Source organism: Bradyrhizobium sp. 87, assembly GCF_023073015.1.
Classification (GTDB): Bacteria; Pseudomonadota; Alphaproteobacteria; order Rhizobiales; family Xanthobacteraceae; genus Bradyrhizobium; species Bradyrhizobium canariense_D.
The window spans coordinates 456,099-479,671 of record NZ_JADPIQ010000022.1 but is presented as its reverse complement, the minus strand read 5'-3'; the positions used below and the strand labels follow the sequence as shown (position 1 = coordinate 479,671).

The following is a 23,573-nucleotide window of genomic DNA, read 5'->3' as shown; positions in this document are numbered from 1 at the left end:
CATGGCGCCCGTCCTCGGTCAATGCTTGCGGTCAATTGGTAAGACCAATTTTCCAAAATTGGCGGGCCGCGGGCAGCGAGAGCTGCCGGCATGACCCTTTCGGGAGGACCAGCGTGCCGCTGGAAGCTGTGGAGGCGAGACGGCTTTATCGCCAAGTCGCCGATCAATTGCGAAGCCTGATCGACAGCGGTGAGTACGCGGTCGGCAGCCGCTTGCCGACCGAGCGCGAACTCGCCGAGCAGCTCAAGATATCCAGGCCGACGGTGCGCGAAGCCCTGATCGCGCTCGAAGTCGAGGGCCGCCTTCGTATCCGCGTCGGTTCCGGCATCTATGTGATCGAGCCTGCGACGGTTGCGGCGACCGCGCCTGCTTCCGTCATCGAGGGCCCGTTCGAGCTGTTGCGTGCCCGCGAGTTCCTGGAAAGCGCCATCGCCGAAGAAGCCGCGCGCGTGGCGACGAAGGACGACCTTGCCCGCATCGATGCGTCCCTTGTCGCGATGGAGAATGTAGAACACCCCGGCGAAGCCTCGATGGTCCACGACCGCGCCTTCCACGTCGCGATCGCCGGAAGCCTCGGCAATGCCGTTCTGGTGCGCGTGGTCGGCGAGTTGTTCGACCAGCGCCTCAATCCCTATTTCGCGCAGCTTGCGCATTATTTCGAGAGCCCGGGCACGTGGCGCACTGCACTCGACGAGCATCGCGCGGTGCGCGACGCGATCGCGGCGCATGATCCCGGGGCCGCGCGCGAAGCCATGCGCGATCATCTCGCGAGATCCCAGGAGCGCTTTGCGCAGAACTTCGGCGCCGAGAGCGCGGCAGGACCGTCCTCCGGGCGCGCGGCGCGATCGACGGCAAAACCGACAAAACCGGAACGTGCGCCGAAGAAGAAGCGAGCTGCGAGCAGCAGCGCGCGACCGCGATGAGATCGTGCGGCCCGCACCCGCGTTTGGGGGCGGGCGGACAAGAAGCAGATTTAAAAGAAGCAGACTTGAAAAATGGAGGAAAAGTCAGTGTTGAAAAAGATGACAATGGTGCTGGCGGTCTCGGCCGCGGCGATGATTGCTACGGCTGGCGCCGGCATGGCGCAGACCAAGCTCAAATGGGCCCATGTCTACGAGACCTCGGAGCCCTTCCACACTGCTTCGGTCTGGGCCGCGCAGGAGATCGGCAAGCGCACCAACGGGCGCTATGCGATCGACGTCTATCCAGCGTCGCAGCTCGGCAAGGAGGCCGACATCAACCAGGGCCTTTCGCTCGGTTCGGTCGACATCATCATCTCCGGCTCGAGCTTCGCGGCCAAGAGCTTTCCGCCGATCGGCGTGACCTATTATCCCTACACCTTCCGCGATGCCGATCATCTGCTCGCCTACACCAAGAGCGACATCTTCAAGGAGCTCACCAAGGGTTATGAGGACAAGAGCGGCCACCACATCGTCGCGGTGACCTATTACGGCGTGCGCCAGACCTCGTCGAACAAGCCGATCAAGACCTGTGCCGACCTCAAGGGTCTGAAGATGCGCGTGCCCGATGTGCCCGCCTATCTCGCCATGCCGCGCGCCTGCGGCGCCAACACCGCGCCGATCGCGTTCGCCGAAGTCTATCTGGCGCTCCAGAACGGTACCGTCGAAGCCCAGGAGAATCCGCTCACCACGATCGAGGCCAAGAAGTTCTACGAGGTGCAGAAGCACATCGTGCTGACCGGCCACATCGTCGACCATCTCAACACGGTGGTGGCCGGTGCGCTTTGGAAGAAGCTCAGCGACGAGGACAAGAAGACCTTCACAGACGTCGCGCAGGAGGCCGCCGCCAAGGCGACCGCGGAGATCAAGCAGAACGAGGCCAAGCTGGTCGCCTTCTTCAAGGAGAAGGGCCTGACCGTCACCGAGGTCGACAAGAGCGAGTTCCGCGACACCGTGCTGAAGAACGTCGCGTTCGAGACCTTCGGCTACCGCAAGGCCGACTGGGAACGCATTCAGGCGGTGAAGTAATGACGTAGTCGCCATCCCGGGGCGGTCCGCTGGACCGAACTACGGTGTGCAATTGCGCACCTGAAAATCTCGAGGTTCCGGGTCTGGTGCTGACGCACCATCCCGGAACGACGTGATCAGTTTGAGGAGCACACCCATGTCCACCGCCGAAACGCACCGGCAGATCACCGCGGACGAGATCGCCCACACCTTCGAGGAAGAGGCGACGCCCAAGGTCGATCTCGGCATCTACGCTTTTGAGGACTGGGTCGCGCTGGCGATCTTCTGGGTGATGGCGCTCGCCGTCTTCCTCCAGTTCTTCACCCGTTACGTCCTCAACGACAGCTACGCCTGGACCGAGGAGATCGCGACCTACTGCCTGATCGGCGTGGTCTTCATCGGCTCCTCGATGTGCGTGCGGCTGTCGCGGCACATCCAGGTCGACCTGCTCTATCGCTATCTTCCGCACCTTGTGGCGCGCGCATTGTCGACAGTGATCGATCTGATCCGGATCGTCTTCTTCGGTTACGCCATCAAGCTGGTCTGGGTCTACATCCAGATCATCGGCGACGAATCCATGACCACCATCAATCTTCCCAAGGACTACGTCTATTACGCCGTGCTGGCGGGCTTCGTGCTGATGTTCGTCCGCTCGGTGCAAGTGGCCATACAACATTTGCGGCAGGGCTACTCGATCCTCGAACGTCCCGGCGCCTACGACGGCTTTGAAGGGTAATTCCATGTTGCTGTTGCTTGGAGGCTTCCTCATCCTCATGCTGCTCGGCGTTCCCGTGGCCATCGCCATGGCGGCGTCGTCGCTGCTCTACATCCTGGTCAGCGGCGTGACGCCCGACGTCACGCTGGCGCAGCGCATGATCGCCGGTGTCGAGAGCTTTCCGTTGCTCGCCGTGCCGTTCTTCATCCTGGCCGGCAATCTGATGAACATCGCGGGCGTCACCGGGCGCATCTATAAATTCGCCGTCGCGCTGGTCGGCTGGATGCGCGGCGGCCTCGGCCACGTCAATATCATTGGCTCGGTGATCTTCTCCGGCATGTCTGGCACCGCGATCGCGGATGCCGCCGGTCTCGGTACCATCGAGATCAAGGCGATGAAGGACCACGGCTACTCCACGGAATTCTCCGTGGGCGTCACCGCGGCCTCCGCCACGCTCGGGCCGATCATCCCGCCGTCGCTGCCTTTCGTGATCTACGGCATGATGGCCAACGTCTCGATCGGCGCGCTGTTTCTGGGGGGCGTCATTCCAGGCGTCGTGCTGACGCTCCTGATGATGGCCACCGTCACCTACTTCGCGCACAAGAACAAATGGGGCAGCGATACGCCGTTCTCCTGGCCGCAATTGGGATCGGCGGGGCTCGAGATCCTCGTCGTATTGAGCTTCCCGATGGCTGTCTGGCTTCTGACGGTCGCCGGTCTCTCCACCAATTGGGCAGTTGGTCTCGGCCTGTTCGCGCTGCTCGCGATCGACTGGTACTTCGACTTCTCCGCGGTGATGGCGCTGATGGCGCCGGTGATCCTGATCGGCGGCATGACGCTCGGCTGGTTCACCCCAACGGAAGCCGCGGTCGCCGCCGTGATCTGGTCGCTGTTCCTCGGCCTGGTACGCTACCGCACCATGACGATGAAAACGGTCGCGAAAGCGACTTTCGACACCATCGAGACCACGGCTTCGGTGCTGTTCATCGTCACGGCAGCCTCGATCTTCGCCTGGCTGCTGACGGTGTCGCAGGCAGCCCAGATGCTGTCGGACTGGATGCTCAGCATCACCCACAACAAATGGGTGTTCCTGGCGCTCGCCAACGTCCTGATCCTGTTCGTCGGCTGCTTCATCGACACCACGGCGGCGATCACCATTCTGGTGCCGATCCTGTTGCCGATCGTGCTCAAGCTCGGCATCGACCCGATCCATTTCGGTCTGATCATGACGCTGAACCTGATGATCGGTCTGCTGCATCCGCCGCTCGGCATGGTGTTGTTCGTGCTCGCGCGCGTCGCAAAGCTCTCGGTCGAGCGCACGACGGTGGCGATCCTGCCGTGGCTGGTGCCGCTGATGGTTGCGCTGATCGCGATCACCTACATCCCCGAATTGACCCTGTGGCTACCGAAATACATGGGACTTTCCAAATGACCTCAACTGCTCTCGCCGCAACCCTGTTTGGCCCCGAAGATCTGCGCATGGTCGAGCATCCGCTCGACAAGCTCGCTGAAGGCATGGTGCGCCTCCGTTTCGGCGCCGGCGGCATCTGCGGCTCGGACATGCATTATTTCCGCCATGCCCGGACCGGCGATTTCGTGGTGAAATCGCCGCTGGTGCTCGGCCATGAAATCTCCGGCGAGGTCGTGGAGATCGCGGGCTCCGCGGCAAATCTGAAGGTCGGCGACCGCGTTGCCGTCAACCCGTCGCGCTGGTGCGGCCATTGCGGCGCCTGCCGCCAAGGCCGGCAGAACCTCTGCGAAAATATCTACTTCATGGGCTCGGCCTCGAAGACACCGCACATGCAGGGCGGCTTTGCCAACTATTTCGACGCGATCCCGGCACAGTGCGTGAAGATTCCCGATCATGTGTCCTATCAGGCCGCGGCGCTCGCCGAACCGCTCGCGGTCTGCCTGCACGCCGTCGCGCGTGCCGGCAACATCGATGGCAAGCGCGGCATCATCTTCGGCGCGGGTCCGATCGGGCTTCTGACCATGCTCGCCGCGCGCCGCGCCGGCATGACCGACATCACGGTGGCCGACATCGCGCCGGCGCCGCTGGCCTTTGCGACCCGGCTCGGCGCCTCTCACGTCGAGAATGTCGCAGCCGGCGAGGAAGGCCTGAAGGCGCAGGCCACCTCGCGCCCCTACGATGTCGCTTTCGAAGTCTCGGGCACGGCTGCAGGCCTTGCCAGTGCGATCGGTATCGTCAGGCGCGGCGGCGTTGTGGTGCAGATCGGCAATTTGCCGGGTGGCCAGATTCCGGTGCCGGCCAATGCGGTGATGGCCAAGGAGATCGACCTGCGCGGCTCGTTCCGCTTCGGGCTTGAGTTCATGACGGCGGTGGAGCTGATCGCGGACGGCAGCGTCGACGTGCTGTCGCTGGTCACCGCCGAGCGGCCGCTGTCCACCGCGCCGGACGCGCTGCGGCTGGCGCTCGACCGCTCGCAGAGCGTCAAGGTCGTGCTGACCGCGAACTGATCGGGGAGAATTCTTATGATGCTCGAGGGATGGCGCTGGTACGGGCCGGACGATCCGGTCTCGCTCGACGATGTCAGGCAGGCCGGGGCGAGCGACATCGTCTCGGCGCTGCATCAGGTGCCGATCGGCGAAGCCTGGACACGCAAGGCGGTCGAGGAGCGCAAGAACTTCATCGAGAGCGGCCAACCCGGGCGCTCGCGGCTGACCTGGTCGGTGGTGGAATCGATTCCGATCCCCGACGACGTCAAGCGTCTCGGGGCTAAAGCGACGCGCTCGATCGAGACATGGATCGCCAGCCTGGAGGCGGCTGCCGCGGCCGGCATCAAGATCATCTGCTACAACTTCATGCCCGTCGTGGATTGGTGCCGCACCGATCTCGAATGGGAGCTGCCGAACGGCGCCCGCGCCATGCGCTTCGATCAAGACCGTTTCGCGGCCTTCGAGCTGCACATCCTGAAGCGTCCCGCCGCCGTCCAGGAATACTCGCCCGAGCAGCAGGCCCGCGCGAAAAAACTGTTCGAGCAGATGAGCCAGGCCGATATCGAATATCTCGTCATGGTCATCGCCAGCGCGCTGCCGGGCTCCACCACCGAGCCGTTGACCATCCCGCAATTCCGCGATCGGCTCGAAACATATCGCGACGTCACGCCAAAAATCCTGCGGCAGCATCTCGCCGAGTTTTTGGGCCGCGTCACCCCCGTCGCCGAGCAGCTCGGGGTCTCATTGACGCTGCATCCGGACGACCCGCCGCGCCCGCTGTTCGGTCTGCCGCGCGTCGCGTCCAGCGCCGATGACTATCAGGCGTTGTTCGATGCGGTGCCGTCAAAGGCGAATGGTATCTGCCTGTGCACGGGGTCGCTTGGCGTGCGCGCCGAGAACAATCTTCCCGCGATGGCCGAACGCTTCGGCCCGCGCATTGCCTTTGCGCATCTGCGCGCGACCAAGCGCGAGGCGGATGGCCTGTCCTTCTACGAGTCCGATCATCTCGACGGTGACGTCGACATGGTCGCGGTGCTGAAGGCGCTGCTGAAGGAGAACGCGCGGCGTTCGCCCGGCCAGAAAATTGTGTTCCGGCCCGACCACGGCCATCGCATGCTCGACGATCTCGCGGCCACCAAGCGCACCAATCCGGGCTACACCGCGATTGGCCGCCTCCGCGGCCTGGCCGAGCTCCGCGGCGCGATCCGCGCGATCGAGCATCGATAGAGGCCAAAACTTTATCCATACCGTCATTGCGAGCGCAGCGAACCAAACCAGAATTCCTCCGCGGAAGGACTCTGGATTGCTTCGCTACGCTCGCAATGACGCGGGGGGAGAGGTGCCTCGTCTCAACCTTGTCCCCTTAGGCGCAAAGGCAGAATACGTCCCGGGCACGCGCACAGATTGTCAAAATTCCAGCCATATGCGAAGGTAGCGTCATTCCGTTTTCGATCGACGTATTGCAGCAATAAGCCATTTAGGAGCTTGATGTGAGCATTCTGGTCGAACTTCCTCCCGATCAATATGACCGACGGGCATTTGCAAAATTCAACGAGACATCAACCGGCTTTGATCTCGACATCGCTCGCGCGATGATGTGGATGTCGCAACTCGCCTACGAGACCCATGTGCCGGACACGATCAACAGGGTCTCTCCTTTCTGGGATCTGTCCGGCGTCAAGTTGCTGAGCCAGCCGGCGCATTCGACGCTGCCGCTGACCGACACGCGCGGGATCATCGCGAGCAAGGGTGACGCAACCATTGTCGCCTTCGCCGGCACCGACCCGCTTCATCTCCTGAACTGGGTCAGCGATTTCACGCTTGGCCGACCGAAGGCGCCCGTGCACCAGGGGTTCGTCGATGCGGCGGCGGCCGTGTGGGACGACGTGAAGAGCGCACTGGCGGCAGCGCTGGCGCGCAAATCACCGATCTTCATCACTGGGCACAGCCTCGGCGCCGCGATCGCGGTGGCAACGGCGGACTTCGCGCGGGAGCAGCTCCAGCTCGCGGATGCGCAGATCTATCTTTACGGTTGTCCGCGCGTGGGCCGCGACGATTTCGTCGCCCTCTACAACGGTACGTTCGGCAGGACGACCTATCGTCTCGTGCACGGCACCGACATCGTCCCGACCGTGCCTCCGCCCGGGCTTGGCTTTCATCACGTCGGCCGTTATCTCGCCTGTGCACGCGGCGCCAAATTCAGCGCCAGCCAGCTCACGACGAATGTTGGTTCGGATGAGCCAATGGCGAATGCTGGAATTGGTGAGCAGGTCCGCAATCTCCTCAGCGGCGTATCCGAGAACACGCGGACGGATGTCGTCGGCAGGCTCACGGTGCTGCTGCCGGCAGGGATCGGCGATCACCTGCCCGATCGTTACTGTGCCGCGCTGACACCCGCCTAGACTCCGGTTTTGATGCGTTTTCTTCACGTGAACCGGTCCACTTCGCCCGAAAACGCTCTAGTAGCAAGCCGCCATCGCGCCGAGCTTCGGATAGAGCCGGTCGATCGCGGCGATCTCGCTTTTCATCTGCGCGGTGATCCAGTCGCGGATCTCGGCGGCGATGGGACGCATCGGCCGGTTGCGCGGTGGCAGGAATTCGCAGATGCGGCGTGTGGTGGTGAGCGTGTCGGAGGCGGGCACCAGCGCGCCGGTCAATAGCCAGTGCGAGGCGACCGTCAGCCAACCGAGCGCGATGCCCTGGCCGAGCAGGGCGGCCTGCATCACGACGGCATAGTCCGTGAAGCTCAGCGCCTTGGCCGCACCGCGGCGCCCGGTGAGAAGCGATGCGTAATCCGCGGCCCAGTCGCCCGGCGTCTCGGCGAGCCGAATGATGGTGTTGCCTTCGGCGGGATCGGTTTCGCCGAGATAGGCAGGGCTGCACATCGGCAGCATGACCTCCTTCATCACCAGCGTGCCACCGGATGACGGCTCCTCGCGATCGCGGAAGCGCATGCCGAGGTCGACATTCTCCACTGGTCCGCGCAGCGCGCCGGAGATCAGCTGAAAGCGCAAATCGACCTGAGGAAATTGCTTCTGCAGCTTGTCGATGCGCGGCATCAGCCAATGCGTGGTGAAGGCGGAGGAGACCGACAGTGTCACCGTCTCGGTGCCCTTCCGGCGCCGCTCGATCTCGACCAGCCCGCTTTCGATGCTGCGAAAGCCTTCGAGCACGCGGCGATACAAGAGTTCGCCTTCCTCAGTGAGCACCGCGCGTCCCGCCTTGCGGTCGAATAGGCGAACGCCGAGATGGTCCTCGAACTGACCCAGCATCCGGCTCACCGCAGGCTGGGTGACGTTCAGTTCGGCGGCCGCCGCCGTGAAGCTGCCATTGCGCGCCGCTGCGTCGAAGACGAACAGGGCGTTACTTGAGGGCAGCATCCGGCGCAGCTCGGGCATAACACCATGTTATGACCCAGGTGAGAATTTGGCAATTGCCGAGTTTTGCCAAGTCTGGTGTCATTGGCGTCATAGCCAAAAGACAGGGCCTGCGAGCGAAGATGTTGGTGCGGTGCACGCTTCGACCAGGAGTGCTCAAATTCCTGTCTATAAAGCAGGCTTATGGCGCGCAGTGAAGCACGCCGGCTCAGGACATGGCGAGGTCGATCGTTGGACAAACGAGCGGAAAGCGTCGAGATCAGATCCGCGAGCAAGGCCTATGGCGCCGTTCGTGCCCTCGACGACGTGTCCCTCAATGTCGCCGCCGGCGAGTTCGTCTCGCTGCTGGGCCCCTCCGGGTCCGGCAAGACCACATTGCTCGGCATCCTCGGCGGCTTCATCCTGCCATCGAGCGGAACGATCCTGTTCGGCGGCCGCGACGTCACCTGGATGCCGCCGCACAAGCGCGACATCGGCGTCGTGTTCCAGAACTACGCGCTGTTCCCGCATATGAGCGTCGGCGAGAATGTTGCCTTTCCCTTGCGCGCGCGACGGCTGCCGAAGGCGGCCTGGCCGGATAAGGTGCGCGCGGCGCTTTCGATGGTCGGTCTTGCCGGCTACGAAGAGCGCGGTATCGCGCAACTCTCCGGCGGCCAGCGCCAGCGCGTGGCGCTCGCACGCGCCATGATCTTCGAGCCGCGGCTGATCCTGATGGACGAACCGCTGTCCGCGCTCGACAAGCAACTGCGCGAATCCATGCAGATCGAGCTGCGCGCGCTGCACAAGCGCATCGGCGCCACCATCATCTACGTCACCCACGATCAGCGCGAAGCGCTGACCATGAGCGACCGCGTCGCCGTGATGAAGGACGGCAGGCTGATCCAGATCGACGCGCCCGAGCGCCTGCACGATCATCCCGCGGATTCCTTCGTCGCGAGTTTCATTGGCGAGGCCACGATGCTTCCCGTGCGACGCGTCGATGCCTCCGGCGTTGCGCTCGGCAATGTGCTTCTGCGCAGCGCCCGCGCCATTCCCGACGGGGACGCGCTGATGCTCGCCGTGCACAGCGAAAAACTGCTGATCGACGATGGTGCGCCGGACACCGCCTGCAATCGGCTCACCGGCACGGTCACCGACATCGTCTATCAGGGCGAGAGCCTGCGCATCTTCCTGGCGCTCGCCGATGGCATCGTGCTCAGCCTGCGCCAGGCGAGCTATCACCAGGCCTACAGCCGCATCCCGCCGCTGGGCGGCAGCCTTACCGTGACCCTTCACCCCGAGGACACCATCGTCGTGCCCAGGGTGAGGGACTGAACCCAAGCCTTGTCCAACCGAGAGAAGAAGCCAAAAATGTCGTCAGCAGCCTCGTTCAGCAATTTCAAGGTTCTCACCTTCGACGTCGTCGGCACCTTGATCGATTTCGAGACCGGCGTGCTCTCCGCGGTGCGCCGGATCTCGGGCAAGTCGCCGGCCGAGCTCAGCGACGACAAGATCTTCGAATCCTACAAGCGCGGTCGCGACAAGCACCACGAGCGGTCGAGCGAGGTGATGTTCCATGTCTATCGCTATCTTGCCAAGGAACTCGGGCTGCAGGCCGATGACGCCTCCTGCGACGTGTTCCAGCTCGCGGTGCTGCGCTGGGGACCGTTCCCAGACTCGGTCGAGGCTCTGAAGCGCCTGAGAACCAAATTCCGCCTGGTCGCGATGACCAATGCCGACCGCGTCGCGCTGTCCTGTTACGCGCACGCGCTCGGCAATCCCTTCGACGATACCGTTTGCGCCGACGAGACTGGCGTTGCGAAACCCGATCCGGAGTTTTTCGCCTACAACAAGGGCCGCCAGTCCGCTTTCGGCTACAAGCAGTCCGATATCCTTCACGTCGCGCAGAGCCAGTATCACGACATCGGGATTGCGCGGAAACTCGGCTACAAGGTGTGCTGGATCGAGCGCCGCCAGGGCATGGCCGGTTTCGGAGGCACACCGGCCGTGGAGACGCTGACCAAGCCGGACTTCCATTTTCCGACGTTGAAGGCGCTTGCCGATGCGGCCATCGGGCCGGCGGCGTAAGGCATGAGCGGTGGCATGACACGGGACTGGAAGGCGCTGCCGTCGGCCAACTCGCTGTGGGCCGCCACGGCCGAGCCGGCGCGCGAGTTTCCGGTCGTGTCAGGCGAGCACCAGGCGGATGTGGTGATCATCGGTGCGGGCTACACGGGCCTGTCTGCTGCGCACCACATCGCCAAAAGCGGTTTGTCGCCGATCGTACTCGAGGCCAACCGCCCGGGCTGGGGCGCGAGTGGACGCAATGGCGGCGTGATCACCGCAAAGTTCCGCCTCTCGTTCCGCGAGATCGACGCCGTGCACGGCCGCGCCATGGCGCAGCGCATGTACGGGATCGCGCATGAATCCACTGATACCGTCGAGGAGCTGGTCTCCGAATTTGGCATCACCAGTGCCGCGTTGACGCGCACCGGCCAGGTCAAGGCCGCTCACAACGAGACGACCCTGAAGGCCGCGATCGACGAGGCCAACTGGATGAAGCGCGAGATGGGGGATGCGGAGGTCCGCATCCTCGACAAGGGGCAAGTGCGCGACGAGACCGGCTCCGACATCTTCGTCGGCGGCGTGCTCAATCCCGGCTCCGGCGGCATCCATCCGCTGAATTATCTGCGCGGCCTTGCCGATGGCGTGGCGCGCCGCGGCATCCCGATTTTCCAGGAGTCGCCGGTCGTAAGGCTCCGCCGCGACAACAGCGGCATCGCCGCTGAAACGCCGCAAGGCGCAGTGCGGGCAAAGCAGGCGATCATCGCCACCAACAGCTATTCCGACCTCACCGGCGCGACCGCGAGCATGCAGCGCACGCTGATCCCGTTCCGCAGCGCCATCATCGCGACCGACAGGCTGCCGCGCAACCTCGCGGGAAGCCTGATGCCGACCGGGCGCACCTACACCGAGACCAAGCGCATGATGCGTTGGTTCCGCATGGTCGACAATCGTGTGATTTTTGGCGGCCGCGGCGCCTTCGGCAAGCAGGATTCGGAAACCGCTTTCGACGCGTTGCGCAAGGCGATGGTCGGAATCTTTCCCGACCTTGCCGACGTCCCGCTCGCCTACAAATGGTCGGGCCTGGTCGGGATGACGTTGGACTCGGTGCCGCATATCGGCCGGCTCGACGACCGCACGCTGTTCTCGATGGGCTACAACGGCGCGGGCGTGGCGATGTCGAGCCTGATGGGCCGCTATCTCGCCGCCTTTGTGCGCGGCGAGACGCCAGAGGTCGGGCTGCTCGACGCGAGGCGATTGAAAGCCATCCCGTTCTATCCGTTGCGCGAGCCCGCCGTGCGCATGGTCGCCGGCTGGTACCAGTTTCTCGATGCGATCGGACAGTGACATTTATCTGGAGGAGGCGAGGATGAATACGAATCGGATTTTTGGACTTGGCTACACGCTGGTTGGTGCGATCGCGATAAGCGGCACGGCTGCCAGGGCTGCCGAACAGATCACCTTCGTCTCGCAAGGCGGCGCCTATCAGCAGGCGCAGACGGTGGCGATCCTCGATCCCACGGCAAAGAAGCTCGGCATCACAATCAACCAAGATTCGATTCCCGACGCCTGGCCTGCGATCAAGACGCAAGTCGGCAGCGGCAAGCCGATCTGGGACGTCGTGGATACTCCGACCGGCAACTGCCTGCGTGGGGGCGAGCAGGGGCTGATCGAGAAGCTCGACTTCTCGAAGATCCCGAATGGCGCCGCGATGCCGGAGTCCTATCGCAGCCCCTATTCGGTTTCCTACGAGTTCTATTCCAGCGTACTGGCCTACAGCCAGAAGACCTTTCCGAAGGACGCGCCGAACAGCTGGGCCGATTTCTGGGACGTCCAGAAATTTCCCGGGCGCCGCGCACTGCGCAACCACCCGTTCGCGACGCTCGAGGCGGCACTGATGGCCGACGGCGTCGCGCCCGACAAGCTCTATCCGCTCGACGTCGACCGGGCCTTCAAGAAGCTGGAAGAGATCAAGCCGCACATCACGGTGTGGTGGACCTCCGGCGCACAGTCGGCGCAACTGCTCAACGACGGCGAGGTCGACATGGAGATGGCCTGGAATGGCCGTGTCAGTGCGGTCGCGAAGGAAGGCGCCAAGGTCGCCTTCACCTACAACCAGGGCGTTTTACAAAGCACCTCGCTCTGCATCCTCAAGGGCGCGCCGAATCTCGAGACGGCCGTCAAGTTTCTCAACGAGGCCGTCGATCCCGTGCACCAGGCCAATCTGCCGCTCAATATCGATTACGGCCCGGGCAATCCCAAGGCGTTCGATACCGGCGTGATCAAGCCGGAGCGCGCCGCGCAATTGCCAAGCGAGCCGGCCAATGCGGCCAAGCAGGCCCTGATGTCCTACGCCTGGTGGTCCTCGCCGGCGGGCGAAGCCACCGAGAAGCGTTGGGCGTCGTTCATGCAGAAGTAGGCGAAGCGAGGCCGCGTCGATGACATCCGTGCCGGATCCCTCCCAAAAGCATCAGCGTCGCGAACACGGCCTGATGCTGGCATTGGTGTCGCCGGCGCTGCTGGTGATCTTGGCTCTGATCGTGCTGCCGGTCGGCTGGCTCGCCTGGCAGTCGATCTACCATGACGGCTTCACGCTGGAGAATTATCGCCGCGTCTTCACCGAAGACATCTACTGGCGCAGCTTTGCGCTGACCTTCGAGATCAGCCTCGTGGTCACGGGAATCGCGCTGCTGCTTGGCTATCCCGTGGCCTACCTCGCCAACTCGGTGCCGAAAGGATGGAGCATTCTCATCCTGTCGCTGGTCGTGCTGCCGTTCTGGACCAGTGTGCTGGTGCGCGCTTATGCCTGGCTGGCGCTGCTCCAGCGCACCGGTGTGATCAACCAGCTTTTGCGTTATCTCGAGGTGACGAGCGAACCGCTCGCGCTGGTGCACAACACCTTCGGCACGGTGGTTGCGACGGTACACATCCTCTTGCCGTTCATGGTGCTGCCGCTCTACGCCACCATGCAGAAGATCCCGTCCGACCTCATGCAGGCCGGCGCCAGCCTGGGAGCGAGCCCGTCGCTCACCTTCGTCCGCGTCTTCCTGCCGCTGTCTCTGCCGGGCGTGCTGGCAGGCTGCACCATGGTGTTCGTGCTCTGCCTCGGTTTTTACATCACGCCGGAACTGCTCGGCGGCGGCCGCACGGTGATGGTGTCGATGCTGGTGAGCCGCAATGTCGAGCTATACAACCAGTTCGGCGCGGCGAGCGCAGTCGCCGTCGTGCTGCTCTTAAGCGTGCTCGCGATCTTCTTCGTCGTCAGCCGCTTCATCTCGCTCGATCGCATATTGGGGCAGAAATGACGCGATTGTCACCCGCCCGGATCGCCCTCTATGTGATCAGCGCGCTGGTGCTGATCTACCTGATCCTGCCGGTGCTGATCATCGCGCCGATCTCCTTCTCCAGCGCGCGTTTTCTGACCTTTCCGCCACCGTCGTTCTCGCTGCGCTGGTATCAGCAGTATTTCTCCAACGCGGCCTGGATGCAGGCGACGCGGGTAACGCTGACGGTCGCGCTCCTTACCGTGCTTATCGCAACGCCGCTCGGCGTCTCCGCCGCCTATGCCATCAGCCAGTCGAAGCTGCGGATCATGCGGCTGATCCACATGATGCTGCTGTTGCCGCTGGTGGTGCCGATCATCATCACTGCGGTGGGGATCTTCTTCCTCTATGCCAAAATCGGCTTGGTCGCGACGCTGCCGGGCCTGGTGCTCGCCAATGTGATGCTGGGGCTGCCTTACGTGATCATTTCGGTGCTGGCGGGCTTGCAGAGTTTCGATCCGGCGCAGGAGATGGTCGCACGCAGCCTCGGCATGAATCGCCTGCGTAGCTTCTTCGCGGTGACCTTGCCGCAGATCAAGTCCAGCGTGGTCGCAGGCGGCATCTTCGCCTTCATCTCGGCGATGGACGAGACCATCGTCGCGCTTTTCATCTCCGGCGGCCAGTATCAGCCGCTGACCAAGCGCATGTTCACCGCCCTCCGCGACGAGATCGACCCGACCATCGCTGCCATCTCGACGCTGATGACGGCGGCCTCCTTCGTGCTGGTACTGCTGGCGAGCGCGCGGCAGAAAAAGGGCGGGTGATTTTTGTTCATCGTCCTGGCGAAAGCCAGGAGGTCCTGGCTTCGCCAGGACGACACCGAATGCTTGGCACGAACCTCGCCGTCTCACGCTTTCGCCGCCAGCCACGCCAAAATCATCTCCACGATCTGTGCCCTGCTGTTTGCCGGCACGTCGGCCTCGCTGAGGTCGCGGTCGAATAGGGCACCGATCTGGTTCGGCCAGGTCGTCAACGAAGGCGTCGAAGCTCGCCACCTCTCGTCCGGCAAGCGGCTGCGACATGGGCTGCAGTGCAACCAGCAGGGGCGGGCATGACGCCTGCGCAGGGTGCGAGGAGCCTTTCGATCTTGCGCGCCCTGTCGGCCTGTCCTACGCCAGCTCCGAGCAAAATTTCGCGAAGCTGCGAAACGCATCGCCAAAGCCTTGAGGGAGCCGTCATGACCATTCGCAACGCCCGCACCGGGGGCCAGATCCTGATCGATCAGCTCGTCGCCCAGGGCGTCGAGCGCGTCACCTGCGTGCCGGGCGAGAGCTATCTGGCGGCGCTGGACGCGCTGCACGACAGCCCGATCGACGTCATGATCTGCCGCGCCGAAGGCGGTGCGGCGATGATGGCGGAAGCCTATGGCAAGCTCACCGGGCGTCCCGGCATCTGCTTCGTCACCCGCGGCCCCGGCGCCACCAATGCGAGCCACGGCGTCCACATCGCGATGCAGGATTCCACGCCAATGATCCTGTTCGTCGGTCAGGTCGACACCGGCATGCGCGAGCGCGAGGCGTTTCAGGAACTCGACTACAAGGCGGTGTTCGGCACCATGGCGAAATGGGCGGTCGAGATCGATCGTCCCGACCGGATTCCGGAGTTGGTCGCGCGCGCTTTCCGCGTCGCCATGCAGGGCCGTCCCGGTCCCGTGGTGATCTCGCTGCCCGAGAACATGCTGACCGAGACCGCAGCCGTTGCGGACGCCATGCGCATCGAGCCGGCGGTGAGCTGGCCGGCGCCTGCCGATATCGAGCGCGTCGGCGCCATGCTTGCGAGCGCCAAGGCGCCGCTCGTCATTCTTGGCGGCTCGCGCTGGACGGATGAAGCGACCCGGAGCATCGCGCGCTTTGCCGAGCGGTTCGACCTGCCGGTCGCGACCTCCTTCCGCCGGGCCTCGCTGATCGACGCCGATCACTCGCATTATGCCGGCGATCTCGGCATCGGGCCGAGCCCGAGCCTGAAGGCGCGCCTCGACCACGCCGACGTCATTTTGCTGATCGGCGGCCGCATGTCGGAAATGCCGTCCTCATCCTACACGCTGCTCGACATTCCGACCCCGCGGCAGAAGCTGATCCACGTTCATCCCGGCTCGGAAGAGCTCGGCCGCATCTATCAGCCTGAGCTCGCGATCCAGGCCACGCCCGCCGCCTTCGCGGCCGCGGTCGAGACGCTGAAGCCCGCAGGCGCCGTTGCCTGGAAGGGCGAGGCCGCCAAGGCGCATGCCGACTATCTTGCCTGGACCGAAAAGGCGCGCGAGCTGCCGGGCACGTTCCAGTACGGCCAGGTCATGACCTGGCTGCGCGATCGCCTGCCCAAGGACGCGATCGTCTGCAACGGCGCCGGCAACTACGCCGGCTGGATCCATCGCCATCATCGCTTCCACAGCTTTGCCGCCCAGCTCGCGCCGACCTCGGGCTCGATGGGATATGGCGTGCCGGCGGCGGTGCTCGCGAAACGGCAATATCCGGATCGCACCGTTATCGCGTTCGCCGGCGACGGCTGCTTCCTGATGAACGGGCAGGAATTCGCGACTGCCGTGCAATACGATGCGCCGCTCGTCGTCATCATCGTCGACAATGCGCAATACGGCACCATCCGCATGCACCAGGAGCGCGACTATCCGGGACGCGTGGTCGGCACCCAGCTCAAGAACCCGGATTTTGCGATGTACGCAAAAGCGTTCGGCGGCCATGGCGAGCGCGTCGAGCGCACCGAAGAGTTCGCGCCGGCGTTCGAGCGTGCGCTCGCCTCGGGCAAGCCGTCGATCCTCCACTGCATCATCGATCCGCGCGCGATGTCGGTCGGCAAGGACTTCGCCCCTGCGGTGAAGGCTTAAGCGATGTCGGAGGGCCGCCACGTCGCCATCATCGGTGCCGGCGCGGTCGGCGTGATCAGCGCCATCGAGGCGCTGCGCGAGGGATATCGCGTCACGCTGATCGACGCCGGCGAGCCCGGTGGCGAACAGGCGGCGAGCTACGGCAATGCCGGCTGGCTCTCTTCGCATTCGGTAATCCCGCCGGCCGAGCCCGGTGTCTGGAAGAAGGTGCCGGGTTATCTGGTGGACCCGCTCGGGCCGCTCGCGATCCGCTGGTCTTATCTGCCGAAGGCGCTGCCCTGGCTGGTCAAATATCTGCTCTCGGGCTGGACCGAGGCGCGGGTCGAGACGACGGCCTTCGCGCTACGCGGCCTCCTGAAGGACGCGCCGCAGTTGCACAGGAAGCTCGCGGAGGAGGCGGGCGTCCCTGAATTGATCGAGCGTAACGGCGTGATGCATGTCTTCCCGTCACGCGGCAATTTCGACAACGATCTCGGTTGGCGCGTGCGCAAGCGCGTCGGCGTCGAATGGCTTGAGCTTTCGTCCGACGAGATGCGTCAACGCGAGCCGGATTTGCATCCGCGCTACACTTTTGGCGTGGTGGTGGAGGAGGCCGGGCGCTGCCGCGATCCCGGTGCCTATGTCGCGGCGCTCGCGCAACATGCCCTAGCAAGCGGCGCCAAGCTCGTGCGGGCCAAGGCAATTGGGCTGAAGCTATCCGGCAACAAGCTCGTGGCTGTCCTGACCGAGACCGGCGAGATTGCGTGCGATGCCGCGGTGATTGCCGCCGGTGCGCATTCGAAGCGGCTCACGGCGTCCATCGGCGATCCGCTGCCGCTTGAGACCGAGCGCGGCTATCACGTCATGATCGAGAATCCGGAATCGGGGCCGCGCAGCTCGATGATGGCCTCGGATGCGAAGATGGTGGTGAACTGGACCGACAAGGGTTTGCGCGCCGCCGGCACGGTCGAGATCGCCGGCCTCGAGGCCGCACCGAACTGGAAGCGCGCCGAGATCCTGCGCAACCATCTCGTCAGCATGTTCCCGAAACTGCCCACGGACATTCCGGCTTCGCGTATCAAGACCTGGTTCGGCCATCGGCCGAGCATGCCGGACGGACGTCCCTGCATCGGTTACGCGCGGGCCTCGCGTGACATCGTCTATGCCTTCGGCCACGGCCATATCGGCCTGGTCGGCTCGGCCCGCACCGGTCGTCTCGTCGCCCAGCTTCTGAGCGGCAAGCCGCCGGAAATTCCGCTCGCACCGTTTTCGCCCGATCGTTTTCTCTGAGATCGCATCATGACCGCTCCAGCCAACTCGTCCCCCCGAATAGCCCGCGGCGGCAAGGCCATCTATGGAGCGCCGCTCGGCATCCTGATGCTGGAGGCGCGCTTTCCCCGCATTCCCGGCGACATGGGCAACGGCACCACCTGGCCCTTCCCCGTGCTCTATCGTGTGGTGAGCGGGGCTTCGCCCGAGAAGGTGGTATTGAAGGGCGCCGCCGGTCTGCTGCCTGATTTCATCGACGCGGCAAAGGACCTGGTGCGGCTCGGGGCCGAGGCCATCACCACCAATTGCGGCTTCCTCTCGCTGTTCCAGAAGGAGATCGCGGCCGCGGTCGGCGTTCCCGTTGCGACCTCGTCACTGATGCAGGTGCCGTGGGTGCAGGCGACCTTGCCGCCGGGCAAGCGCGTTGGCCTCGTCACGGTATCCGGTTCGACCTTGACGCCGGCCCATCTCGCAGGCGCCGGCGTGCCGCTCGATACGCCGCTGGTCGGCACCGAGCACGGCAAGGAATTCTTCCGCGTCTTGATCAAGGCCGAGAAGGAGGACATGGACATTGCGCAGGCCGAACGTGATGTGGTCGAGGCCGGCAAGGAGCTGATCGCCAGGAACCCGGATGTCGGCGCGATCGTGCTGGAATGCACCAACATGCCGCCTTATGCAGCGGCGCTTCAGGCCGAGGTCGGATTGCCCGTCTACGATATCTATTCCATGATCACCTGGTTTCATGCCGGGCTGCGGCCGCGCCAGTTTGGCTAGAGGTCGAGAAGTTGTCTATGACTCCTCTTCCTTCTCCCGTGCGGGAGAAGGTGGCGCGAAGCGCCGGATGAGGATATCTCTCCGCGCATATGGATGCGGATGAGTTCGCGGAGAGATACCCCTCACCCAAATGAGTTTGTATCTGTCAGCGGTGATGTCCTCTCCCGCAAGGGGAGAGGGCGCAGCCATGCGCATCGTGCGCTGTCCCACCGGCAGCGGAAGAGGCAGCTATACAATCCCTCGATACCTGATCGCGCCAGACGGTCAGAGCTTTGGCGCCTGAACATCGCTAGAGTGCCTCTCGAAATCCACGGAGACCAGCGGTGCACAGCCTTCAATCCAATCCCGACACGCGCGCAGACGATTGGCCGTCCGAGCTCTACCGCATCCTGAAAGCCGCCGACGTGCGGCAGATGTTCTACGTTCCCGATGCCGGTCACAGCCAGCTCATCCGCCTGTTCTCCGCCGACCGCGACGTCACCACCAACGTGCTGACGACGGAAGAGGAGGGCGTCGCCATCGCCGCAGGCGCCTGGCTCGGCGGCCAGCGTAGCGTGCTCTTGATGCAGTCGAGCGGGGTCGGCAATTGCATCAACATGCTGTCGCTGTCGGCGATCGGACGATTTCCACTGCTGATGCTGGTGACGATGCGCGGCGAATGGGCCGAGTTCAATCCCTGGCAGGTGCCGATGAGCCGTGCGACGCAGCCCTCGCTGGAAGCGATTGGTTTGAAGGTGATGCGCGCGGAGACGGCGGAGGATCTGGTCGAGACCGTGGAATCGGCCGCAGCGCTCGCCTACGATTCCGATCAGCAGATCGCGGTGCTGATCGGGCAACGCCTGATCGGCAAGAAGAAGTGGTGATGCCAATGCAAGCTCAGCTCGACCGCCGCGCCGCCGTCGCCGCGCTCCTGAAGAATCGCAAGGACACGCTGGTCGTGTCCGGCCTCGGCTCGCCGACCTATGATCTTCATTCGGTCGGCGACCATGACGGCAATTTCTATCTCTGGGGCGCCATGGGCGGCGCCGCGCTGATCGGGCTTGGCCTCGCGCAAGCCCAGCCGGGAAAGCGCGTCCTCGCTTTGACCGGGGATGGCGAGCAATTGATGGGCCTCGGCGGCATCGCCACCATCGGCGTCGCGCGCCCGCGCAATCTCGACATCGTCGTGATCGACAACCAGCATTTTGGCGAGACCGGTATGCAGGCCAGCCACACCGGGCGCGGCGTCGATCTCACTGCGATCGCTGTGGCCTGCGGCTTTGCCGCGACCGGGACCGTGCGGACGCTCGAGGAGGTGGAACGTCTGGCGACGCAGCTCGACGAGCCGGCCGATGGCCCGCGCCTTTTTGTCATCAAGGTTCTGGCCGAAAATCCGCCGCGCTCGCTACCCTCGCGCGATGCCGTCTTTATCAAGAACCGGTTCCGTGCTCATCTTAGCTTCGCGTCGGTCTGAGCCGGGTTTCTCGCCCGGCGACAGTCTGCTGTCGAAGCAGCTACTCTGGAGTGAGACCATGAAACTATCCGGCAAGGTCGCCGCCATCACCGGCGCGGCGCGCGGTATCGGCAAGGCTTGCGCAAAGCGATTCCTGGACGACGGCGTCAAGGTCGTCATCTCGGATGTCGATGCCGAGGGCTTGGCCGCGACGGCCGCCGAACTCGCGCGACCGGATGCCTTGCGCACTGTCGTCGGCAATGTCGCAAAGCGTGCCGATGTCGACCAGCTGGTCGCAACTGCCGCAAAAGAGTTCGGCCGGCTCGATATCATGGTCAACAATGCCGGCGTCGCTCGCAACCGGGACCTCCTGGAGATCTCCGAAGAAGAATTCGATGAAATCATCGGCATCAACCTGAAGGGCGCGTTCTTCGGCGTGCAGGCGGCGGCGAAGCAGATGATCGCGCAAGGCGGCGGCGGGGTCATCATCAACATGTCCTCGGTCAATGCACTGCTGGCAATCCCGGCGCTTGCGACCTACGCCATGTCCAAGGGCGGCATGAAGCAGCTCACCTCGGTCGCTGCCGTCGCACTCGCTCCGCACAATATTCGTGTCGTCGCGGTCGGGCCGGGCACGATTCTGACCGACATGGTGGCATCGTCCATCTACACCTCGGAAGATGCCCGCAAGACCGTGATGTCACGCACGCCGGCCGGCCGTGGCGGCGAGCCGAGCGAAGTTGCCTCCGTCGTCGCGTTTCTTGCGAGTGACGATGCGTCCTACATCACGGGGCAGACGATCTATCCAGATGGTGGGCGGTTGATTCTGAATTACACGGTGCCGGTGAAGTAGATCACTCCGCCGCAGCCGTCATCCCGTGACCCAGTCGTTTCGAAATGCCGCCCGCGCAATCGCGTAGCGCATGGGCGATCGGGCTGTCCCAGCGCGCGTCAAAAGTGCCTTCCGGCCCCATCGCGGTGATTACCAGCGCGACATGGCCGGAATGATCGAACACCGGCGCAGAGAATGCGTTGACGCCGGGCAGGGGGTCGCCGAGCGCGCGGGCGAGGCCGTGCTTGCGGACCTCTGTGAGCATCTCAGTGACCTTCGCGCCTTTCACGGCGCGCTTCGGATTATAGCCGACGCCATGACGATCGAGGCCGCTTTCGAGCGCGGCGTTGATCGTCTTCTCCGGCAGGAAGGCCGCAAAGGCGCGGCCCGTGGCCGTCTCCAGCAGTGCCATCACCGAGCCGGCGCGCATCACGATGTGAACGGGCTGGCCGGGTTCTTCGAGCTGCACCACGGTCGGGCCGTGCGTCCCCCACACCGCGAGCGAGACCGCATGCCCGATCTGACTTGCGAGCGCCGCGATCTTCGGTCCTGCGATGCGTACGCCGGATAGTCGGCGCAGGCTGATCAGGCCGAGCTCCAGCGCCAGCGCGCCGATCTCGTAACGGCCGGTGGTCTCGTCCTGCTCGATCAGGCCGATGCGGGAGAAGCTGGCGAGATAGGGATGCGCTTTGGCCGGCGTCATGCCGGCCTCGCGCGCGAGATCGCGCAGCATCATCGGCTCGCCGCATCTTGCAAGCGCGCGGAGCAATTCTCCGCCGACCTCGATCGACTGGATGCCGCGGCTCTCTCTTTTCATGCGCCTCCTGGCGTGGCTTACGCCGCGTTGCGCTTGGCGGCGCTGTCGGCGAGATGACGGCCGGCAATGTAGCCGAAGGTCAGCGCCGGCCCAAGCGTGATGCCGGCGCCCGGATAATTGCCGCCCATGATGCTCGCCATGTCGTTGCCGGCGGCATAGAGCCCGGGAATCACCCGTCCCTCCGCATCGAGCGCCCGCGCGTTCTCGTCGGTGACGATGCCGGCATAGGTGCCGAGATCGCCGACCACCATCTTGATGGCGTAGAACGGGCCGTTCTCGATCGGCGCGACGCAGGGGTTCGGGCCGTGCAGCGCATCGCCCTGGTAGCGGTTATAGGCCTTTGAGCCCTTGCCGAAGGCGGCGTCGTGTCCCTGTGGTGCGGTCGCATTGAACTGCTTGACGGTCTCGGTAAACGCGCTGGCATCGATACCCGCTTTTGCCGCGAGTGCCTCCAGTGTCTCGCCGCGCATGAGATATCCCGTCTTGAGGTGATGACCCAGCGGCATCGGGAACGGCGGCACGCAGCCGAGGCCGTATTTGCGCAGGGTCTGGTGATCGCAGACCAGGTACGCCGCGATCTCCTCGCCGGGTTTCGCCGCCTTGACCATGGCCTGGACGAAGTCGTGATAGGAATTGCCCTCGTTGGCAAAGCGCTTGCCGTCACGCATCACCGCGATCACACCGGGTTTGGCGCGGTCGATGAAATGCGGCATCACGCCGTGTGAGCCGTCCTTGCGCTTGGTGACCGAGACCGGGACCCAGGCTGCCGCGTTCGGCAGCCTGTCCTCGACATGTCCGCCGGCGCGTTCTGCGAGCCGCAGCCCATCGCCGGTGTTGCCGGTCGGTCCCGGCGAAAAATGCTCGTTCCCGGTCGGCGCGTGCGGGAACATCTTCTTGCGCCGTTCGACATCATGCGGGAAACCGCCGCAGGCGAGCACGACGCCTTGTCTCGCACGAATGCGGACGTCGCGTCCGTCGCGGGCGACAATGGCGCCCGTGACAGTGCCGTTCTCGACAGTGAGCTCGCGCACCGGCGAGGACAGCCACATCGGTATCTTCAGGTCCTGGGCCGATTTTGCCAGGCGCCCGGCGAGCGCATTGCCGTTGGTCAGCGTCATGCCGCGGCCATAGCGCAGTACGTCCATCAGATGCCGCGACAGGCGCTTTGCGACATAGACCGCCGAGCTTAGGGACTTCGTCGCGCGCATGAAATGGACGATGTCTTTGCCGGATCCGAGCATCATGCCGAATACGGTCAGCTCGGGCAGGGGCATGCCGAGGGTCTTGATCTGGTCGCCGAGTTCGCGGCCGTCGAACGGGCGCGCCACCATCGAACGACCACCCTGGGCGCCGCCGGGCGCCTCGGCGTGGTAGTCCGGGAACACCAGCGGCATGTCGAAACGGAGCGCCGTCTTGCTGGTGAAAAAATCGATCGCCTCGGGCCCGGCGCTCAGGAATGCATCGACGCGCGCGGCTTCAAAGTTGTTGCCGGCTTCGTGCCGCAGGTAAGTCCGCGCCTGCTCCGGTGTCTCCTCGATGCCGTAGGCCTTGGCCAGCGAGGTACCGGGAATCCAGAGCCAGCCGCCGGAGCGGGCGGTGGTGCCTCCGAAGCGCGGCTCCTTCTCGACGATCAGCACGTCGAGGCCGCGATAGCGCGCGGTGATGGCGGCCGACATGCCGGAGCAGCCCGATCCGGCCACGAGCACATCGCACTCGTAAGTCTCGTTGCGCTCGTTGCCGGTCATGCAG

Annotated in this window: 23 protein-coding genes; 19 read left to right on the top strand and 4 right to left on the bottom strand. The window is 64.3% G+C overall.

All coding sequences use genetic code 11. The features are described from left to right. Positions 1-113: 113 nt before the first annotated feature. The 7 genes from IVB50_RS06740 (at position 114) to IVB50_RS06710 (ending at position 7,541) form a co-directional block, all read left to right on the top strand. Positions 114-923, top strand: a complete 810-nt coding sequence (locus IVB50_RS06740; protein ID WP_204512153.1) for a FadR/GntR family transcriptional regulator — start codon at positions 114-116, stop codon at positions 921-923. Positions 924-1,028: 105 nt separating this feature from the next. Continuing rightward, entirely contained in the window at positions 1,029-1,988 is a 960-nt protein-coding gene (locus IVB50_RS06735; RefSeq protein ID WP_018453999.1) for a sialic acid TRAP transporter substrate-binding protein SiaP, read from the top strand. Positions 1,989-2,124: 136 nt separating this feature from the next. Next, positions 2,125-2,703: a TRAP transporter small permease gene (locus IVB50_RS06730; RefSeq protein WP_018454000.1), complete on the top strand. Its 579-nt coding sequence runs from the start codon at positions 2,125-2,127 to the stop codon at positions 2,701-2,703. Positions 2,704-2,707: 4 nt separating this feature from the next. Continuing rightward, on the top strand, positions 2,708-4,114 hold the full coding sequence (locus tag IVB50_RS06725; RefSeq protein ID WP_085351941.1) for a TRAP transporter large permease: 1,407 nt from the start codon (positions 2,708-2,710) through the stop codon (positions 4,112-4,114). Continuing rightward, positions 4,111-5,160, top strand: a complete 1,050-nt coding sequence (locus tag IVB50_RS06720) for an L-idonate 5-dehydrogenase (RefSeq protein WP_085361528.1) — start codon at positions 4,111-4,113, stop codon at positions 5,158-5,160. The genes IVB50_RS06725 and IVB50_RS06720 overlap by 4 nt, the downstream gene beginning before the upstream one ends. Positions 5,161-5,175: 15 nt before the next feature. After that, positions 5,176-6,366, top strand: coding sequence for a mannonate dehydratase (gene uxuA, locus IVB50_RS06715; RefSeq protein ID WP_204512152.1), 1,191 nt, complete (start codon positions 5,176-5,178; stop codon positions 6,364-6,366). Between the two features lie 263 nt (positions 6,367-6,629). Further along, positions 6,630-7,541 (top strand): lipase family protein, encoded by a 912-nt coding sequence (locus IVB50_RS06710; RefSeq protein ID WP_085361526.1) that lies wholly within the window; start codon positions 6,630-6,632, stop codon positions 7,539-7,541. Positions 7,542-7,598: 57 nt separating this feature from the next. Here IVB50_RS06710 and IVB50_RS06705 read toward each other — a convergent pair whose 3' ends face one another. Beyond that, positions 7,599-8,537: a LysR family transcriptional regulator gene (locus tag IVB50_RS06705; protein ID WP_204512151.1), complete on the bottom strand. Its 939-nt coding sequence runs from the start codon at positions 8,535-8,537 to the stop codon at positions 7,599-7,601. 210 nt (positions 8,538-8,747) lie between these two features. Here IVB50_RS06705 and IVB50_RS06700 point away from each other — a divergent pair, with 210 nt between their 5' ends. The 6 genes from IVB50_RS06700 to IVB50_RS06675 are packed head-to-tail and all read left to right on the top strand — an operon-like array spanning position 8,748 to position 14,646. Continuing rightward, entirely contained in the window at positions 8,748-9,830 is a 1,083-nt protein-coding gene (locus IVB50_RS06700; RefSeq protein WP_018454006.1) for an ABC transporter ATP-binding protein, read from the top strand. A 36-nt stretch (positions 9,831-9,866) separates the two neighbouring features. Continuing rightward, positions 9,867-10,583, top strand: coding sequence for an HAD family hydrolase (locus tag IVB50_RS06695; protein ID WP_018454007.1), 717 nt, complete (start codon positions 9,867-9,869; stop codon positions 10,581-10,583). Between the two features lie 15 nt (positions 10,584-10,598). After that, a complete protein-coding gene (locus tag IVB50_RS06690; protein ID WP_247295058.1) occupies positions 10,599-11,906 on the top strand; it encodes an FAD-binding oxidoreductase in 1,308 nt (435 codons plus the stop codon). 22 nt (positions 11,907-11,928) lie between these two features. Beyond that, positions 11,929-12,978: an ABC transporter substrate-binding protein gene (locus IVB50_RS06685; RefSeq protein ID WP_247295057.1), complete on the top strand. Its 1,050-nt coding sequence runs from the start codon at positions 11,929-11,931 to the stop codon at positions 12,976-12,978. Between the two features lie 19 nt (positions 12,979-12,997). Further along, the gene (locus IVB50_RS06680; protein ID WP_026232651.1) at positions 12,998-13,864 is read left to right on the top strand and encodes an ABC transporter permease; all 867 of its coding nucleotides are present in this window, start codon (positions 12,998-13,000) and stop codon (positions 13,862-13,864) included. Further along, a complete protein-coding gene (locus IVB50_RS06675) occupies positions 13,861-14,646 on the top strand; it encodes an ABC transporter permease (protein ID WP_085361521.1) in 786 nt (261 codons plus the stop codon). Before IVB50_RS06680 ends, IVB50_RS06675 begins: the two co-directional genes overlap by 4 nt. Positions 14,647-14,729: 83 nt before the next feature. Here the strand turns inward: IVB50_RS06675 and IVB50_RS42385 are convergent, their stop codons facing one another. After that, on the bottom strand, positions 14,730-14,855 hold the full coding sequence (locus IVB50_RS42385) for a hypothetical protein (protein ID WP_256464935.1): 126 nt from the start codon (positions 14,853-14,855) through the stop codon (positions 14,730-14,732). Between the two features lie 204 nt (positions 14,856-15,059). On the opposite strand from IVB50_RS42385, the gene IVB50_RS06670 reads away from it, so the two are divergent. From IVB50_RS06670 to IVB50_RS06645, 6 genes are all read left to right on the top strand, one after another. Further along, entirely contained in the window at positions 15,060-16,721 is a 1,662-nt protein-coding gene (locus tag IVB50_RS06670; RefSeq protein WP_247295055.1) for a thiamine pyrophosphate-binding protein, read from the top strand. Between the two features lie 3 nt (positions 16,722-16,724). Then, positions 16,725-17,990 carry an FAD-binding oxidoreductase gene (locus tag IVB50_RS06665; RefSeq protein ID WP_085351932.1) on the top strand — a complete coding sequence of 422 codons (1,266 nt, stop codon included), beginning with the start codon at positions 16,725-16,727 and terminating at the stop codon, positions 17,988-17,990. Positions 17,991-17,999: 9 nt separating this feature from the next. After that, positions 18,000-18,743 (top strand): aspartate/glutamate racemase family protein, encoded by a 744-nt coding sequence (locus IVB50_RS06660; protein ID WP_085351931.1) that lies wholly within the window; start codon positions 18,000-18,002, stop codon positions 18,741-18,743. 323 nt (positions 18,744-19,066) lie between these two features. After that, positions 19,067-19,606: a thiamine pyrophosphate-binding protein gene (locus IVB50_RS06655; RefSeq protein ID WP_085351930.1), complete on the top strand. Its 540-nt coding sequence runs from the start codon at positions 19,067-19,069 to the stop codon at positions 19,604-19,606. Beyond that, positions 19,606-20,196 (top strand): thiamine pyrophosphate-dependent enzyme, encoded by a 591-nt coding sequence (locus IVB50_RS06650; RefSeq protein ID WP_143273367.1) that lies wholly within the window; start codon positions 19,606-19,608, stop codon positions 20,194-20,196. Before IVB50_RS06655 ends, IVB50_RS06650 begins: the two co-directional genes overlap by 1 nt. A 58-nt stretch (positions 20,197-20,254) precedes the next feature. Continuing rightward, positions 20,255-21,028 (top strand): SDR family oxidoreductase, encoded by a 774-nt coding sequence (locus IVB50_RS06645; RefSeq protein ID WP_085351929.1) that lies wholly within the window; start codon positions 20,255-20,257, stop codon positions 21,026-21,028. A 1-nt stretch (position 21,029) separates the two neighbouring features. Here IVB50_RS06645 and IVB50_RS06640 read toward each other — a convergent pair whose 3' ends face one another. Both IVB50_RS06640 and IVB50_RS06635 read right to left on the bottom strand, forming a co-directional pair. Then, complete coding sequence (locus IVB50_RS06640) at positions 21,030-21,824, bottom strand: IclR family transcriptional regulator (RefSeq protein WP_085361518.1); 795 nt, start codon at positions 21,822-21,824, stop codon at positions 21,030-21,032. Positions 21,825-21,841: 17 nt separating this feature from the next. After that, the gene (locus IVB50_RS06635; protein ID WP_085385314.1) at positions 21,842-23,569 is read right to left on the bottom strand and encodes an FAD-dependent oxidoreductase; all 1,728 of its coding nucleotides are present in this window, start codon (positions 23,567-23,569) and stop codon (positions 21,842-21,844) included. Between the last annotated feature and the right edge of the window lie 4 nt (positions 23,570-23,573).